Source organism: Mycobacterium sp. IS-3022 (assembly GCF_001500065.1).
Taxonomy (GTDB): Bacteria; Actinomycetota; Actinomycetes; order Mycobacteriales; family Mycobacteriaceae; genus Mycobacterium.
Genome location: NZ_LQIN01000034.1, coordinates 263,771 through 280,855 on the forward strand (window position 1 = coordinate 263,771; position 17,085 = coordinate 280,855).

Annotated in this window: 16 protein-coding genes; 9 read left to right on the forward strand and 7 right to left on the reverse strand. The window is 63.6% G+C overall.

The features are described 5' to 3' along the window. Positions 1-104: 104 nt before the first annotated feature. The 7 genes from AU188_RS18515 to AU188_RS18545 form a co-directional block, all read right to left on the reverse strand. On the reverse strand, positions 105-413 hold the full coding sequence (locus AU188_RS18515) for a hypothetical protein (RefSeq protein WP_156426734.1): 309 nt from the start codon (positions 411-413) through the stop codon (positions 105-107). Between the two features lie 136 nt (positions 414-549). Further along, positions 550-1,230 carry a DUF3108 domain-containing protein gene (locus AU188_RS18520; RefSeq protein WP_059164928.1) on the reverse strand — a complete coding sequence of 227 codons (681 nt, stop codon included), beginning with the start codon at positions 1,228-1,230 and terminating at the stop codon, positions 550-552. 15 nt (positions 1,231-1,245) lie between these two features. Next, positions 1,246-3,102: a CocE/NonD family hydrolase gene (locus tag AU188_RS18525; RefSeq protein WP_059165016.1), complete on the reverse strand. Its 1,857-nt coding sequence runs from the start codon at positions 3,100-3,102 to the stop codon at positions 1,246-1,248. 130 nt (positions 3,103-3,232) lie between these two features. After that, the gene (locus AU188_RS18530; RefSeq protein ID WP_059164926.1) at positions 3,233-4,810 is read right to left on the reverse strand and encodes a flavin-containing monooxygenase; all 1,578 of its coding nucleotides are present in this window, start codon (positions 4,808-4,810) and stop codon (positions 3,233-3,235) included. A 9-nt stretch (positions 4,811-4,819) separates the two neighbouring features. Further along, entirely contained in the window at positions 4,820-5,881 is a 1,062-nt protein-coding gene (locus AU188_RS18535) for an alpha/beta hydrolase (protein WP_082686679.1), read from the reverse strand. Positions 5,882-5,945: 64 nt separating this feature from the next. Further along, the gene (locus tag AU188_RS18540) at positions 5,946-7,562 is read right to left on the reverse strand and encodes a flavin-containing monooxygenase (RefSeq protein WP_059164925.1); all 1,617 of its coding nucleotides are present in this window, start codon (positions 7,560-7,562) and stop codon (positions 5,946-5,948) included. A gap of 29 nt (positions 7,563-7,591) precedes the next feature. Continuing rightward, positions 7,592-8,143, reverse strand: coding sequence for an SRPBCC family protein (locus tag AU188_RS18545; protein WP_156426733.1), 552 nt, complete (start codon positions 8,141-8,143; stop codon positions 7,592-7,594). A gap of 186 nt (positions 8,144-8,329) precedes the next feature. Here AU188_RS18545 and AU188_RS18550 point away from each other — a divergent pair, with 186 nt between their 5' ends. From AU188_RS18550 to AU188_RS18595, 9 genes are all read left to right on the forward strand, one after another. Next, a complete protein-coding gene (locus AU188_RS18550; protein WP_059164923.1) occupies positions 8,330-9,106 on the forward strand; it encodes a class I SAM-dependent methyltransferase in 777 nt (258 codons plus the stop codon). Beyond that, positions 9,103-9,318 (forward strand): hypothetical protein, encoded by a 216-nt coding sequence (locus AU188_RS18555; RefSeq protein ID WP_059164922.1) that lies wholly within the window; start codon positions 9,103-9,105, stop codon positions 9,316-9,318. The genes AU188_RS18550 and AU188_RS18555 overlap by 4 nt, the downstream gene beginning before the upstream one ends. Positions 9,319-9,324: 6 nt before the next feature. After that, the gene (locus AU188_RS18560; RefSeq protein WP_156426732.1) at positions 9,325-10,293 is read left to right on the forward strand and encodes a hypothetical protein; all 969 of its coding nucleotides are present in this window, start codon (positions 9,325-9,327) and stop codon (positions 10,291-10,293) included. A gap of 77 nt (positions 10,294-10,370) precedes the next feature. After that, positions 10,371-11,753: an ABC1 kinase family protein gene (locus AU188_RS18565; RefSeq protein WP_059164920.1), complete on the forward strand. Its 1,383-nt coding sequence runs from the start codon at positions 10,371-10,373 to the stop codon at positions 11,751-11,753. A 568-nt stretch (positions 11,754-12,321) separates the two neighbouring features. After that, entirely contained in the window at positions 12,322-13,140 is an 819-nt protein-coding gene (locus AU188_RS18575; protein ID WP_286137550.1) for an MlaE family ABC transporter permease, read from the forward strand. Then, complete coding sequence (locus tag AU188_RS18580) at positions 13,140-14,006, forward strand: MlaE family ABC transporter permease (protein ID WP_059099159.1); 867 nt, start codon at positions 13,140-13,142, stop codon at positions 14,004-14,006. The genes AU188_RS18575 and AU188_RS18580 overlap by 1 nt, the downstream gene beginning before the upstream one ends. Before the next feature lie 3 nt (positions 14,007-14,009). After that, a complete protein-coding gene (locus AU188_RS18585; RefSeq protein WP_059164918.1) occupies positions 14,010-15,062 on the forward strand; it encodes an MlaD family protein in 1,053 nt (350 codons plus the stop codon). 2 nt (positions 15,063-15,064) lie between these two features. Further along, complete coding sequence (locus AU188_RS18590; RefSeq protein WP_059099161.1) at positions 15,065-16,075, forward strand: MlaD family protein; 1,011 nt, start codon at positions 15,065-15,067, stop codon at positions 16,073-16,075. Then, positions 16,072-17,085, forward strand: a complete 1,014-nt coding sequence (locus tag AU188_RS18595; protein WP_059165025.1) for an MlaD family protein — start codon at positions 16,072-16,074, stop codon at positions 17,083-17,085. The genes AU188_RS18590 and AU188_RS18595 overlap by 4 nt, the downstream gene beginning before the upstream one ends.

The window sequence follows — 17,085 nt, forward strand, 5'->3', positions numbered from 1 at the left end:
ATTACGAAAGCTGCCGCGTCCCTCGCCGACGCATCTCGGTAGTCGTAGGTCGGCTGTGCCAGGCGGCTCGGCCGGTCCGCGCGCACCTCCGGGAGTCGGCGGACCTACGCCATGCAGTACTGACGAGCCACGGTCAACTGATGCCGTGCCCTGCCGAGGTCGCTCGTGAGTTGGCCGGGGGCCGTCAATCGATATGGGTCGCTGCCGTCGATATCCGAAGCCACCGCGCCGGACCACAGCCGGAGGTCGACCGCGGCCGCACTACTCAACCCAAACAGCGGAGCCAGCGCGCTGCGAATCTGGCCTGCCACCGACGGCGGAGTTCCGGACGCCGAAACCAGGTTGAACGTCTTGTCCAGCCGATCAGCTGACCGCAGGAGGATGTCGCATTCCCCATCGCTGGCGGTGGCCACTGCCGCAGTCCCCAAGCCCACTGCGACTGCAGCGATTGACAGTGCCACCCTGAGCATTGGTCGACGCATTGATCCACCCTCGCATCGCGTTCGTCGCCTCACCACCATTACCTCCGAGCCGAAACCCCGGGCCAACCTACGCGGCCAGTTCGAGCACACCCCGCGGGTTCCACGGCATAGGACCGGTGGGGAAGCTGAATCGCAGCATGCGGTGCGCACCGCTGGCTTCGAAATGTGCGGTGAACGGCGGGAGGAATCCCGCTATCACCTTGTCGAGCAATCCGTTGATATGAGCGAAACCAGGTCGAATGCGGACCTGCCAGGCATCGAACGATCCTGCTGCAACGTCGACGGTCGTGCACTTCTCGACCTTGACCTCGAGCGGCCAATGGAGCGAAAAGGCAAGCCACAGGTCGTGTTTCGACTTGTGGCCGCGGCGGAAGTCGATGCCGCGCATCAATGTCAGGCCGCCGATCAGGGGCATCACCCCTTGCGGAAAGGGGTCGATTCGGCCACCGAACTGGACATGCCGGGTTCCGATGAAGTAGCCCTCTTCCCGCGAGACAAGCCGCCCTTCGTAACGTGCTTCTGATCGGTAGCTTTCCGCGATCAAGGCGCCGTCCTGACGGCGGATGCGCTGCTCGACCCTCATCCTGAACAAGTCGTCCGAACCCCCTTCGAACGACGACAGGTAGGCGTCACCATCATGCTCTACAAGAATGGACACTTGGCGGACTGTCGAGTCGCCATCGACCCGCAGCGAGTAGATCGACTTCTCTCCATCCGCGATTGCGGGGTCGCGGAACGGGCTCGTCATCTCGGTGATCCTGATTCAGGCCGAGAGATCAGTAGCGGCATTGGAATCCGCCGGCGCCGCCATGAGCACCAGTCGACTCGGCTGACCCGGATCGAGCACTATCTCTTGCGCGCGGCGCATCTTCCACGCGACCCGCGGCGTGAGGTAGAACCGCGGCCAGCTCGTGCGCGCAACCGCGACACGTAGGCGGTGGCCGGCTCGCAGAACCGCTTCGGTCGGGTTGATGTCGATGTCCAACTCGTGCGGTATCCCGGGCTGCACCGGAAGCACCGCTTCGGCAGTGAGCGGATGACGTGCGGCAAGCAGTTCGCCACCGACGCGCAGACTGGAATCCTCGTCGATCGCACGACGGCTCGAGCGCAACGCACCGCGCGCGATCACCGACGACACACCGTCCGGCGCCACGTCGCAGACGGTGGCGAGCCAGAACGCGTCGATGCCGAGGGTACGGACCCGAAGATGCAGGTTGATCGGACCTGAGATCAGCATGTCTTCGGGGAGTGGGTCACTGGTGAAGGTCACTGCGCCCTTTTCGTGGCCACGGTCGTCGACCGCCCACTTGCTGCCGAGCACGGCGGTCAACCCCATCAGTCCCCAACTCGTGGTTTGGGACGCGATGCCCGGCCGCCTGCGCGGAAGGCGCACCTCGGTCGTCGCCTTGTCGGGGCTGGCGCTCAGCGAGCCATCGTAGGCCGAATGGTCGGCGCTCCCAGTATTTTTTGCCGACAGATACCAGGAGTGCACGGTGGCGCGTGGTGCTGGGAACTCGGCGCGAGAGACCCAGCCCGCCCCCTGCTGACGGATGGTGATCGGTCCGTAGGCATCAATACCGTTGTCGAACCCCTTCACCCAACGTTCGAAGAATGCGCACTGGAGCTCATCGAGCCGTTGCGGGTAGTCGGCAGCGCCGAAACCCGTCCCCGGCGCGATGTGATAGGTGTCCTCGACGACGAGTTGGCCCGCCCCGGGCGCCAGCTGCATGCGTTCGAACAACGTGGTCGCCGAATGGACGAATACGTCGTGCCAGCCCGCCTGAAGCCACGTCGCCGCGGTGATGTCTTCGATTCGTGGACAGCGCATCACGCTGTCTTCGTGGTACCAGTGCTCGACATGATCATCGGACAGGATCGACCGAGTGACGTCACCGAATCTGGTTCCAGGACTGGCCATCCGGTCGCGCACATAGCTTCGGAGCGCGCCGGTACGCACGAGCGCCGGCACCGATGGCAGCCACTTCACTGCATTCACCGCGGCAAGCCAGCCGATGGTGAACATCGACTGCACACCGCCGGTGAGCATCAGATCTTTCGTGAGATCGGCAGATCCCATCATCGCGAAGACGGCCTTGAGTCCTTCGGGCCGACGACCCGCGGCGTGCAAAGCGGTGATTGCCAGATACGAAATGCCCGTCATGGCGAGGTCGCCGTCGCACCACGGTTGTGCTCGAACCCAGGAAAGCACTTCCTGAGCGTCCTGTTGTTCGCGTTCGGAGAAGGCCTCCAACCGCCCTGTCGAGGTCCCGGTGCCCCGCACATCCACTGCGACGTGAACAAAGCCGCGGGAGATGAGCGTGCGGTTGGCGCTGACTGCTTCCAACGCTCCGCCGCCGAGCGTCCGCAGCACTTCCCGGCCGCCGGCCCGGCCGTGTCGTGAACTAGGGACCAGACGGTAGACGGCGGGCCCGAAGTGCCCGAGCAGACCGATGAGCGGTGCGGACCGCGTCAACAGCGTCTTGTTGTAGGGGGTCAAAGAGACGACCACCGGCAGCGGCTCGTCGACGGCCACACCACGCCGATAGGCAGGACGCGTGATGTCAGCAGAAAGAATCACGCCGTCCGACATCCGGATTCCCACCCCGCGGTCGACGCGCACCTTTGGGTACCGTTGCGGACCGAGAGAGAATCGAGCGTTCGGCGGTAGACCAACCAAACCCGGTCGCAGTGGCTCGCCGAATGAAACCTGTTGCGAAATGGTCACTGCCGCTCCTTTCGAGTCGAGTTGATCACCGTCGTGCCGCCCGCTGCGGCACCGCTACGGTGGATGCCATCCCCCCGGCCACGGACCGAGACGCCGTGTACCGGTAGTGATCGAGCGGGAAGTGCCGATTGCTCCAGTACATGTTGAACTGTGTCGTCGCACGTAGAGCCGGAGCATGGCCCTGATAGTTGATGTAGTACGTCTTGGATTCCGCGCACCCCAGATCGAAAAGATACGTGTTGTTGTTGCGGGCGAACATCTTCTGGAAGTACTCGTCGTGTGGTTCTCTGCGGATCTCGGCGCGGGTCGCGCCGCGGCGACGGGCTTCGGCGATCACGCGCGCGGCGTGGGTGGACGTGGCTTCGATGAGCGGGATGACCGAGCCGGGCGCGTATCCGTAGGGGCCGAAGATGTGGAACACGTTGGGATACCCCGGAACGGAGACACCTTCGTAGGATTGGAAGAGGTTCTCGTCCCAGAACTTGCCCAACTCCTCACCCCCTGACCCGTAGATCGGGTACGGCGGAGTAGCGCCCTTGTCCATGACCTTGAACCCCGTTGCGGCAACGACCATGTCGAACTCCCGTCGTTCACCGTCGGCAGTGACGATGCCGTTCTCTGTAAAGCTCTCGATGGGAGTCGTCACCAACTCGACATGCGGCAGGGTGAACGTCTTGAAGTACGAGTTCGACACCGAGGGCCGCTTGCACCCCAGTCGATAGCTCGGTATCAGCTTGCGGCGCAGCTCGCGATCACGTACCTGCGTGAACAGGTAGCCCTTGATGAGTTTCTCACCCAGCCCCAGCACGGCCGATGTCACGCGCGGGTAGTCCGAAAGCGCAAATGCGAGTCCTAGGAAGGCGTTGACGGCCACATTGCCGATCAACCGAACCCCGCTCTGCACGGGCCGGACGTCAAGCACCCGGTTCCAACCGGTTCCCATCGGGAAGTCCGGCTTTGGGGCGACCCAGATCGCCGTGCGCTGGTAGACCGTGAGTTGCTCGACGTGCTTGGCGAGTTCCGGAATCGCCTGCAGGGCAGTCGCACCTGTGCCGATCACGGCAACTCGTTTACCGCTGAAGTCGTAGGTGTGATCCCACCGCGCGGTGTGCATCATCTTGCCTGCGTAGTTCTCGATGCCATCGATTGGCGGCAGCTTAGGCTGCTCCAGGACTCCTACCGCGCTCACCAGGTATCGCGCCGTGATCACGTCCCCTGCGTCAGTCGTGACCCGCCACATGTCGGCGGAGTCGTCGAATCTGGCGTCCGTCGCGCCGCAGCCCAACCGCAGTTTGTCTCGGAGACCTTGCTTGTCGACGACTTCCTCGGCGTAGCGCTGGATTTCGGCTCCCGGTGCGAAGAACCGCGACCATCGCGACCGCTGCTGAAAGGAGAAGTTGTAGATCGGCGATGGAACGTCCACCGCAACGCCGGGATAGGTGTTGGCGTTCCAGGTGCCGCCGACGGTGTCCCACTTGTCGATGAGTACGAAGTTCTCGACGCCGACGCGGCGAAGCGCCACCCCGGTTGCGATGCCGCCGAAGCCGGCTCCGACGACGAGCACCTCGTACTGGGGTTCAGCATGCACTGCGGCGTCGGACATGACGTTTCCCTACCTAGCCGAACGGATCGTTGTCAATGGTGCCGGAGCAACGGCGGTCGGTGAGACGACTTCGCAAACAAACTGCACGACGTCCGCAAGGGCCTCGCGCGCTTCGGGGATGATGTCGGCCGCCGCATGGAAGACGTGGATGGCCTTTTCCCAGATCTGCAGTGTGTAGGGTACGCCGGCTTCGGAACACCTGAGCGCGAGAAGTTCAGCGTCGGGGAGCAGTACCTCCTCGGAACCCATCTGGATGAGTACCGGTGGTAGACCGGTGAAGTCGTGGTTCACCGGCGACCACGCCGGGTCGAGCTCTCCGCCGTTGGCCAGACCGCTCACCGCGGACATGGCGAGGATCTTGGCGGAGAGCATGGCGTCGCGCCGGTTGTTCGGATGTTGAAGGTGGGGTTCTGGATCCAAGTTGGCCCACGGTGAGATCGCCGCGATGCCACCGGGCATCGGAAGACCTTCGTCGCGGACCGCCAAGGCGATCGCGAAGGCGATGCCGCCACCGGCCGAGTCGCCGGCCAGGACGATCTTGTCGGCAGCGAGCCCCTGAGCGAGGAGATGCGCGTACGCCTGCAAGCCGTCTGCGTACGCTTCGATGATCCCGGCCTTGGGCAACTGTCGGTAGTCGACGTTGAACACCGGCACACCGCTGTCACGGGCGATGCGACCCACCAGCCGGCGGTGGCTGTGTAATCCGCCGCCAACGAACGCCCCGCCGTGGAAGTAGAGAATCGCACCCGCGGCGGGATCGTCCGGCGACGGGTGGTCTCGATGCCATACCCATTCGGCTCGAAAGTCAGGAAACGACACCCGTCGCATGCGCGTTCCCCGCGATGGACGCAACGGAATCGTCGCAAGTTCTGCGGCATTGGAGATCCGAAACGCCGGTTTCCCGCGTAGCGGTCCGTGCACAGCCAAAGTTGCAAGTCCATCGAGCGCCGGTCGCAACGTCGCACGGGAAAGCGCGTGGAGCGCGCGCAGTCGCAAGCCGGGCTTGCTGCCGAACTCGACGCGGACGGCGCCGCTGCCGACGTCGACTCGTCGTGTCGTCGATGCGGTCATGCCGAAGTCCCATGATTCCCACGATCCGTCGAGCTGACGGTCAAACGGTCACTGGTGCATTCACTCACGACGGAATACTCACCTCTTCCGGCAGCTGCGGTACAGCACGTTTGCCAGCAGACGACGCGACGGTCCGGTACTCGTAATCGTCACGATCGAATCGGGTGGCCTTGCGATATGTCTTGAGCAACGGCCATGGCCGGATGTACGGCGACTCGCCCTGCGAGTTGACGAAGTACGTGTTCGAGCCTGCGCATCTGTTGCCCAAATAGAAGCTCAGGTTCCGCCCGCTTCTGAGCATGTCTTCATGGAAACGGTCTTGTGCCTCGGGGCGCACTTCCGCGACTGTCGCGCCCCTCCGCCGTGTCTCGGCGATCACGGTCGAGATGTGCCGCATGGCGTTCTCCACGAAGTAGTGGAATGCGGTGCCCGTCCAGGAGTACGGCCCGACCATGATGAACCGATTGGGCACGCCCGATACCGAGGTGCTGTAGTACGCCTTCATGCCGTCGGTGTTGTATGAGTGCCCCAGGTCGAATGCGTTGCGCCCGATCACGGTTCCGGGACGATAACTCTCCGGGTCGGAGAACACTTCGTAGCCTGTCGCGAGCACCAACGCGTCGATCTTGCGCTCCGTGCCGTCGGCGGTGCGGATGCCGTCCGGGGTGATCTCCTCGATCGGCGTGGTGATCAGGTCGACGTTGTCGCGGTTGAGGTTCGTCAGGTAGCTGCCGGCCAGACCGCCGCGCACGCATACGACCCCGAAATTCGGCGTCAGCTTCTTGCGCGTCTCAGGGTCCTTCACGTTGATCCGTAGCCAACCGCGGTAGAGCTTGTGACCGAGGTAGTCGACGCCAACCGCAGCCCTTCGCCATACCGGAGCGGGTGTATAAACGGCAATGCGGAGCAACCCGTCGATGATCGCCTGGGCCAACAGGTTCACGACGAACGATCCGCCGGGCATCGCGAGAAACCGCTGCATCCACGGCCGAAGCACAAAGTCCGGCTTCGGCATGTAGAGCTGCGTGGTGCGCTGGTAGAGGTCGAGCTGCGCGGCCTTCGGTGCCAGCTGCGGAGCGATCTGCATCGTGGTCGCGCCGACACCGATGATAGCCACCCGTTTGCCGGCGAAATCGTAGTCGTGGTTCCAGTCGGCGGGATATATCCGTTGCCCTTCGAAGGAATCCAGACCGGCGATGTCGGGCCTCGTCTTCGGGTTGATGTAGGCACCGACCGCACTGATGACGAAGCGCGCGGTGATCGTCTCGCCTGTGTCGACATGCAAACGCCACAAGTGGCAGTCGTCGTCCCACATTTCCTTGACGACATTGGTGTTGAATCGCATCTTGGCGGGCAGGCCGTGCTCCGTGGCCAGATCCTCCAGGTACTCCAGTATCTGGTCTCTCTTGGCGAAGAAGCGGTCCCAGTCGGGCTTGCGTGCAAACGAGAACTGGTATGTGGTCGACGGTATGTCACATCCCGCATCTGGATAGTGGTGTGTGTACCACGTTCCGCCCATGCCGCCTACCCGGTCGACGATCAGGAAGTTCTGAACACCGATTTCCTGAAGCTTGATTCCCGCACAGATGCCGCCGAGGCCGGCCCCGATGACGACGGTCTCATATTGCGGCTGCTCGAAAATTTCGGTGACAGCGGCTGATTCGGTTGTTGCCTGCGACATGCCTTGATTTCTCCTGGAGATTCGGCGGATTAGGCGGCAGCGATGGAGGAGCGGGCAGCCAGCCGCTTGCGCATTCCGGGTCCGAACCCGATGCGGTATGCAGTGCGCCAGACCGGCTTGACGTACTTGACGAACCGAAAGGGAGCGCGCGGGTTGATCGCAACCGTCCAGACGACATGGGTGCCACCGTCAGCCGTCTCGTGAAAAGTCACATCCTCGGCGTACTGACGAACCAGGGCGAACTGCATCCAGTTCCCGCTCACCACACCGAAAGTGATTCTCTTGAGCGGCTCGTAGCGCCAGAACTGCTCGCGCTCTACCCACAGCACTCGAAACGGGTCATACACGCTGCCCATCTCGCGAACGATCCCGACGCCACGTTCCGGTGACGGGTAGCGGACCCCTGTCCCCGGGAAAGGCAGCCATTCCCAGGCTGCATCGCCATCAAGGACGTCCCATACGTCCTTGGGCGGCGCGTCGAACGTGAACTCAGTGGAGAACACCAGTGGCGCGGTGTCGAACGTCGAATCATCGACGGGCACGGCGGTCCACTGACGATGAAGGATGCCGGTTGGAGCCATGGACACTTTTCTGCTTTCACTCGACGACTGCGGCAGATATCGACCTTATTCGGATATTGACCCTATGTCAATGCTGGTTGAACCGTCTGAGCTGTGTGTTTATGGTGCAATATTGCTTCACTATCCACATAGTCCTATTATCTAGAAGGCCTGCCCGCGTTCGATGACGACGGAAGTTGACCGCTGATGTCTCTCACGACAAGTCCCACCGCAACCTCCCGCGCCGTCGGGCTTCTCGATCCTGATCGATGTGGCCGGGTCGAGATCACTGGCGACGGCTACTGCGACGTGCTCGGAGAGGCCGCTCCCCCGGCAGACAGACTCATCCAGCGACTGATGCGGACGAATGTCTATTCGGCGGGCTACCAACTCCTTCGTCCGGTCGGCCTGAAAGTCGCCGGCGGATTGAAGTCGCCCGGCCGGGACAAGGACCGCACCCGGGTCGCCGACTGGCTGCGTCTTCGTCCGGGCTGCACTGTCCTCGACATCGGCTGTGGGCCGGGGAACTTCACGGGTTGGTTCGGCGCTCAGGTGTTCCCGGACGGCCTCGCCGTCGGAGTGGACGCCTCACACCAGATGTTGCGCCGCGCAGTGGCCGACAACGCCGGTCCCGGCGTCGCGTACCTGCGTGGCGATGCCGAGAACCTGCCGTTTGCCGACGGTGTCGCGGACGCGACGACGTGCTTGGCGGCCCTATACCTCATCAATGAGCCGTTCCAGGCGATCAGGGAATTGGCCCGGGTCCTCAAGCCGGGCGGGCGCATGGTGATCCTCACGAGCCTCGCGCCCGGCGGTGTCAGCACCTCGCGACGAGGCAAGGTGATGCAAAGGGCCAGCGGCGTGCGGATGTTCGGTCGCGACGAGGTCACCGGGTTCTTGCGCGGAGCGGGTCTGATCGACATTCACCAGCACGTCGAAGGGCTGGCGCAGTTCGTGGTCGCCACGAAGGCGGAGCAAGTATGAATCCCGAACGCAATCCGCTGCTGGCGGAGCTGAAGGAGCCTCACGACGTGCTGTCCAAGCTGTCGCCCGAGGAGTCAGTGTTGCTGCTGGGCATGCTGCGAAGTGCGAAGGCGAAACTTCAGAAGAGCTCGGATCGCTCCCTCGACGATGTTCTCAACGGTCTTCCTCGACTCATCCGCCCCGCAGCCCGCAAGATTCTGTTCGGGAAGTGAGACATCGTGGCCGACTTGGTGACTCGAGCACAAATCGCGCTTCTTGCAGATCTACTGGAGGCTGACCCCGCGGCGTTGGCCAGCCTGGAGCACCTCGGAGCCGACGGCGTCCGCGCCTTGAGGTGTGCGATGTCCGATGCGCTTTTCGACTCGCTGGCTTCAGTTTTCGCACGGGTGAGCAAGCTGGCGCCACTTGTTCCAAATGCCGTCGTCATTGCCGTCGCTCACAAGGCCGTACCTCCGGAAGTCGCCGGCCGCGCCGGTGGGGCCCTCGGTTTGGCACACGAAGACCGGGCTGTCGGTGTGCTGTCCGGGATGAAGCCGGCATACCTGGCCGACGCCGCCCCCTACGTCGACCCGCGGATCATCCCCCACTTCGCGCCCAAGTTACCGTCGCGGCTCCTGATTCCCGCCGCGAAGGAGTTGCTCCGTCGTCGCGAGTACCTCACGGCATCGCGGTTCGTCGAGTATGCCACCGAACAGCACATCGTCGACTTCGAGAAGGCCATCGACGATGACGAGGGGTTGGTCCGGACGGGCGCGCTGGTATGGGACACGGATGTGCTCAATGCCATTGTGCGCGTGGCTGGTCCCACCCGACTCGTCCGGATGACGAAGGCAGCGAGAGCCGGTTCGACGCAGTTCGCCCTGACGATGCTCTCGGTGCTGGCCCGCATCCAGCCCGAACTCGCTTCTCCCGCCGTCGAAGAATTCCTTGGCAATCCCGACATCGAGGCCGTGTCACGATTGGTCAGCATCGCCGAGGGGGAAGGCGCACTGGCCGAACTGCTCGACCTGGCCGCCGTCCTCACCGATGACGGGCTGCGCAACCTCGCGTCCGCGCCGATCCTTGAAGACGAATCCTTCGCAGGGCGTTTCAGCGATGCGGCGGACACAGCCGATCGTCGAAAGACGTGGAAGCGAATCGAACACGCCCTCGAAGCTGTGCGGGAACCGGTGAAGGTCGTCGATTGACACCACGGTCATCGGCCCCCCAAGATCGTCACAGGCGGCAAAGAGGCCGTCCGACGACTCCGACGGAAGCGGGTGCCGTGACTGGTGCCGTCCCCAAGGCCCGAATATCCCGAGGCGGAAAGCTCGGGCGACTCGCCGCCGAACAGGCGGTGCGAAGCGCGGGCACGCGGCTGTCGATGATCGGCCGCTCCCAACGAGCCAAGAGCATTCTCGCCGAGCGGGCGACAATTGAGTCGGCGGATCAATTGGTCACCGTGCTCGGTGGCATGAAGGGCGCAGCGATGAAGCTGGGCCAGATGCTGTCAGTCCTCGATCTCGATCTGGTCCCTGAATCGCATCGCGAGCGGTTTCGCGAGAAGCTCGCCGCGCTCCGTGATCACGCGCCGATCGTCCCGTTCGCATCGATGCGGAAAGTCATCGAGACGGATATCGGCCCGCTGAGGCGGATATTCGCCGATTTCAACGACGAGGCCATCGCCGCCGCGTCCGTCGGACAGGTCTATCGTGCCAAGCTGCGCGATGGCCGCGACGTCGCGGTCAAAGTGCAGTACCCCGGCATTGACACGGCCATCAAGGCCGATATGCGAAACCTCGCGCTGTTCGCCAAAATCGGCAAGACAGTGTGGCCGACGTTGGGCGCCAACGGCTTCCTCGAAGAGATCTCGCGAAATCTGGTGAACGAGCTGGATTACCTCCAAGAGGCCCGCACCCAGCACTACGTCGCCCAGAAGTATCGCGGCCATCCGCTCATCCATATCCCCGACAGTGTTCTCGAATTCAGCAGAGAACGCGTCCTGATCACCGAGTACGTCGACGGGACATCGTTCGAGGATCTGCGAAAACTTCCCGCCGAGGAACGCAACGACGTGGGCGAGCTGCTTTACCGCTTCTACATCGGTTCGCTGTTCCAGCACAACGAGTTCTGCGGCGATCCACACCCGGGAAACGTCATGCAGACGGCCGACGGAAAGGTCGTGTTCATCGACTTCGGGCTCTTCAATCGGATGGACCCCACCAACGTCGACTTCGAGCGCGTACTCCTGCGCGCCGCGGTGGAAGGACGAGCCAACGACATCTATCACCTGCTGATCGGCCGGGGCATCGTCGACGCCGATGCGGACATCACCCCACAGGAGTGCCTCGACTATCTGTGGGCGGCCGGTGAGTGGCACCTCGTCGACGACGAGATCACGGTGACGCCCGAGTTGGCCACCGGAGCGCTGGTAGTCGCGATCGACCCACGGGGGTCCGACCACTTCACCGGCATCAAGCGACAGTTGCTGCCGCCGGAGCACATCTTCTCGCGACGAGCCGACTTCTTCACCTTCGGCGCCCTCGGTCAGCTCGTCGCGACCAACAACTGGCATCGCATCGCGCGCGAGTGGATCTACGACGACCCGCCGGCGACCGACATCGGGCGGGCGATCGCCGACTGGGAGAACCGCCCCGGCAAGGAGTAAGCCTGTCGCGCGCTCTATTGACGTCACCGACAGCAAACATGAATGTCCGCGGATCTTTCCGACAATTTCGGTAGCGTTGCTATTTGGATAGTTGTATTATTCAGAATCTCATGGACTGCCGACCGCCGATTTCCCACCCGCACCGGAGTGCAGACTCGCACCACGGACGGCGCAGCGCCGCCAACCCGCCAGGCCGGCATCTGTCCAGGAAAACGAGCGCTTTTCCTAGCGGGAGGCGCGCCCAGGACCGGTGGATTGGAGCGGATCCGCCGGCTGAATTCCTGAGAGTGCTCCGGAATCCCTTGACCGAGCCGATTGTGACCGAGCACACTGATCGCCGGATTCTAGATAGCGAGGCTATCCGGAAAAGCCAGGGGCACGTAGACATCTTCGACACTCTGCGAGCAAGCGTGGCAGCTGTCATCGTCGTCGACGGGGACCGGTTGACGGGGCATGTGAACGAGGGGGTGAGCACGTGACGCAGATCGACGTCGCGCCACCGCCTTCCGCCGAGTCAACCGACGTCGATGCGAGTGGCGAGGACGGCGGCCCTAAGGTCGGCCGCCAACTGTCGACGGCTTTGGCCACGCCAGTGCGTTACGGGACGAGCCAGATCGACAAGTCGCTCAAGACTCTGGGGCGCTTTCTCGAACTCGGCGCGCAGGCCTTCTATTACCTCATCACCGACCTGATCCGATTGCGCCACCCGTGGCGCGAGACCATCGGTCAGGCCTGGTTCATTGTCAGCGTCACGGCGATACCCGCACTCCTGGTGTCGATCCCGTTCGGCGTCATCGTCGCCGTTCAGGTCGGGAGCATCATCCAGCAAGTCGGTGCGACCGCCATCTCGGGCGCCGCCGGAGGTCTGGGCGTGATCCGCCAGGGCGCGCCGATCGTCGCGGCACTGCTGCTGGGCGGTGCTGCGGGCTCGGCGGTGACCACCGACCTCGGCGCGCGCACCATCCGCGACGAGGTCGACGCGTTGCGGGTGATGGGTATCGACCCGGTTCGCCGGCTGATCACGCCGCGGTTGGCCGCAATACTGCTCGTGGCGCCGTTCCTGTGTGTCTTCATCATCTTCATGGGTCTTGGCGCCGGCTACTTCATCAACGTCGCGTTCCAATCAGGAACGCCCGGAAGCTATCTGGCATCATTCGCCGCATTCGCCAACGTGGCCGATGTCGTGGTCGCGCTGATCAAGACCTGGATCTTCGGCGCGGTGACGATCCTCGTCGCGTGTCAGCGGGGGCTCGAGACCAGAGGCGGAGCTCGCGGAGTGGCCGATGCGGTCAACGCCGCCGTGGTCGTCGGCGTCGTCGCCGTCTTCGTGATGAACCTGGTCATCACGCAGCTGGTGACCATGATCCTGCCGACGAGGGTGGGCTGATGGCCACCCCGTCGAAATTCCTTCCCTTCGGGGCGGCGGCCCGCCTACCCCTGCGAATCGGGGGCGGGACGATGTCGCTGGCCGAACGACTCGGCCATCAGGCCACGTTCCTCGGCCTCGTCCTTGGCGCCGTGCCGAGGACGCTGAAGAACTATCGTCGCCAAACCGGCGCACTGCTTGTCGACATGACGTGGGGCAACGGCTCGATCATCGTCGGCGGCGGCACGATCGGTGTGCTGGTGTTCATGGGTGTCGCGATCGGGGCTTCGGTCGGCATCGAAGGGTTCGCCGCGCTCGACATGGTCGGCATGGGCCCGTTGACGGGCTTCGTCTCCGCCTACGCCAACACCCGCGAAATGGCACCGATGATCGCCGCGATCGGATTCGCCGCGCAGGCGGGGTGCCGGATGACCGCCGAGATCGGCTCGATGCGGATCTCTGAGGAGATCGATGCGTTGGAAGCCCAAGGCATCCGGTCGATTCCGTTTGTGGTGACAACCCGCGTCATTGCGGGCTTCATCACCATCGTTCCGCTTTACGTGGTCACGCTCTTGCTCAGCTACCTGTCCTGCGCACTGGTGGTCAACGTCCTGCACGGCCAGTCGTCGGGCACCTATTACCACTACTTCAACTCATTCATTCAACCGTCGGACGTCTTGTTCTCGGTCCTCAAGGCCATCATCTTCGTCACCGTCATCATCGCCATTCACGGGTATCAGGGCTACTACGCCACCGGTGGGCCGGAAGGCGTCGGCGCCTCGTCGGGCCGTGCCATCCGCGCCAGCCTCATCTCCATCGTCATTCTCGACATGATCCTCACCCTCATCTTCTGGGGGCGCGACCCTGGCGTTCGGATCTCGGGGTAGCCCATGCCGATCTTCCACGACGAGTCCGGACGAGCAGCCAGCCCAACGAAACTGCGGCTGCGGGGCCTGGTCGTGTTCGCCGCCCTGGCCGTGGCCACCACGCTGCTGGTCCAGCTCGCCTCTGGGAAGTACGAGCCCGCGTTCAACCTCACCGTTGTCGCCAACTCGATCGGTGAGGGCCTCACGCCCGGCGCAGAGGTGAAATTCCGGGGCCTCACAATCGGTTCGGTGAAGAAGCTGGAGGCGATCGGCTACAACAGGCAGAAGCTGACCCTCGTGCTCGACCCACGACAGGCCGCCGCGTTGAAATCGGATACCGGAGCCCAATTCACCTCATCGAACGTATTCGGCACGGCCGCAGTCGAACTCGTGAGTAGCGGACGCGGTGGTCGGCTCGCACCCGGTCGGACCTTGATGATCGGCGACAACGCGCGGTCCTCGTCGATCACCGGGCTGCTGCGCGAGGGGACCAAGCTCACATCGGTGCTGGATTCACCCGCGGTCGACCGGATCATCGAGACGCTGCGCAAGCACGCCGACCTCGTCGAACCTTCCGCTCGGTCCGTTTTCGACACCGCCAAGATCCTCGTCGACGCACAGACCGTACCGATCTCACAGTCGCTGTCGGTCATCGCGTCGTTCGTCAACGGCGTCAACGACTTGGTTCCGCTCGCCGGGCTGCTGAACCAGCTCCTGGACGAGTTGACGTTCCTTGTCCAGCCGGGGGGCACCGACCGGACGAACACGATCCTCGTTCAGGTCAGTGGCCTGTTGAACTTCGTCGCCGATCTGTTCAACAAGAACAATCACTGGGTCGTACCGATGGCCAACGGCATCGTCAACGTCGCCGCACCTACCACCTACGCGCTGGGCAGCCTGGCACCGGCCTACGATCGCCTATCGGGGCTGATCGACCGGACCAGTGCAGCTTTCCCCATCATCGACGGCAAGGTCCGGCTGCGCATCGATGTGCTCCTGGACGCGATGCCCGGCCTGGCCGCTGCCCTGCCCGCCGAGCAGCCAGCACCACCGACACCTGTGGCGCCGGGGGGCTGACGGTGAACAAGACCGCACGATCCGCGCTCGCGTTGACAGTGTTTGCCGCGATCGCCTTGGTGTGCGCGCTCATCGTCGTCACCGCGCTGCGCAACCCCGTCGAGGGCGCGGAGTCCACCTACACCGCGACATTCAGCGACGTATCCGGCCTCTACGTCGGCGACGACGTCCGGATCTCCGGCGTCCAGGTCGGCAAGGTCAAGACCATCCGACTGAACGGCCGCAACGCCGACGTGGAGTTCACTGTGGTGGCCAGTCAACCCGTGTACAGCGAGACCGTAGCTGCCGTCCGCTACCAGAACCTCGTCGGGCAGCGGTATCTGGAACTGGCCCAACCCGATGCCCCGGGCGCCCTGCTACCGGCGGGCTCCACCATCCCGATCGGCTCGACAATCCCGTCGTTCGATGTGGCCAAGCTGTTCAACGGTTTTCGGCCCATCTTCCGTACCTTGGACCCGGCAGAGTTCAACCAGCTCGGTGAGAACCTGCTGCGGCTCATCCAAGGCGACGAATCCGGTATCGGGCCCGTACTGCGCGACCTCGATGAGGTCTCCAAATTCGCCGCCGATCGCCAAGCGGTCTTCATCACCCTGATCCGCAATCTCGGAGAAATCTCGGTCGACCTCGGCGGCAAATCGAAGCAACTGTTCGACCTGATCACGACGCTCAACGGTGTTCTGATCCGACTGACGGCCAAGGCCGAGGGATTCCGTCAAGGCATCGACGAAGCGGTGCCGACACTGCGCAACGTGATCCAGATTCTGCAATACACCGAGCGCACGTTCGACGGTATGACCGTCCCGTTCTACGACCTGACCGCTCGGATGTTCCCCCAGACGCCGACCATCATCGCCGGGCTGTCGCTGGTGCCGTCCCTGATTCAGGGCCTGCGCAACCAACTCATCGAAGACAGGCCCGCTGTACCGCGTTTCACGTGTTCCAACGGCGAGGTGACCTTGCCAGGCATCGGCATCGTCTCCTTCGCCGAACAAAACCTGGTGGTGTGCCGATGAGGCTCTTCCGCCGCAACCGCCCCGCCCTGCTCGACGAGCACGCCGCCGGCGCCCGCAGCCGTCGGATCGGTGTCATCGGCAGCCTCCTCATCGCGGTGTCGCTGGTCGCAGCCGGTGCGCTCTATGTCAACCCCCTCGGGCAGCGCAGCTATACCGCGCACTTTGAAAGCTCGGGTGGGGCGCGGCCCGGCGACGAGATCCGCATCGCGGGAATACCCGTCGGCAAGGTCACCTCAATCGGTCTGGACGGCACCGTGGTCAAGATGACCTTCGAAGTGACGAAGTCACTCGTGATCGGCTCGGACTCCACGCTGGAGGTCAAGCTACTCACTCCGCTGGGCGGGCATTACGTGGCGCTCGACCCCAAGGGTATTCATCCGTTGGGCGACAAGGTGATTCCTCCGCAACAGACGGCGACCCCGTTCGAGATCAACGACATCATCCAGGAGGCGACACCCCTGATTCAGGAGGTCGACGGTGACGTCATCCACGACACGTTCAGCGAGGTCGCCAACGCGGCGAACAAGTACCCCGACGCGTTGCGGGATGTCCTCCAGACCGCGAACACCCTGACGACGTCGCTGAGCCAGGTCACCGCGGATTACCACCGCGGACTCGACTTCCTCAACGAGTACTCCAGCGCTTTCGTCGCCGGCCGACAACAACTGGTCGTCATGGCGCAGCAGTTCGCGCTCGTGGGCGCCCGACTCACCACGAAGTCCGTAGAGATCGTCGAATTCTTCAGCCTGCTATCCGAACTCGCGCGCCTCGTCGACCGGTTGATGGTGTTCTACCACGATGAGGTCGCGCCGGTGGCCCACGGCATCGACGACATTTTCGACACGCTGTTCAGCCATCCCGAACGGATCGGCGAAGCCGCCGACGGCCTGGGCCAGATTCTGCGGATCGTGGTTCCGATGCTCAGCGGCAACGGCGTCGTGATCGACGAGAGCGACCGGCTCATGCCTGGCGAGGACGTGTGCATTCCCAACATCACCAGGCAGTGCTGA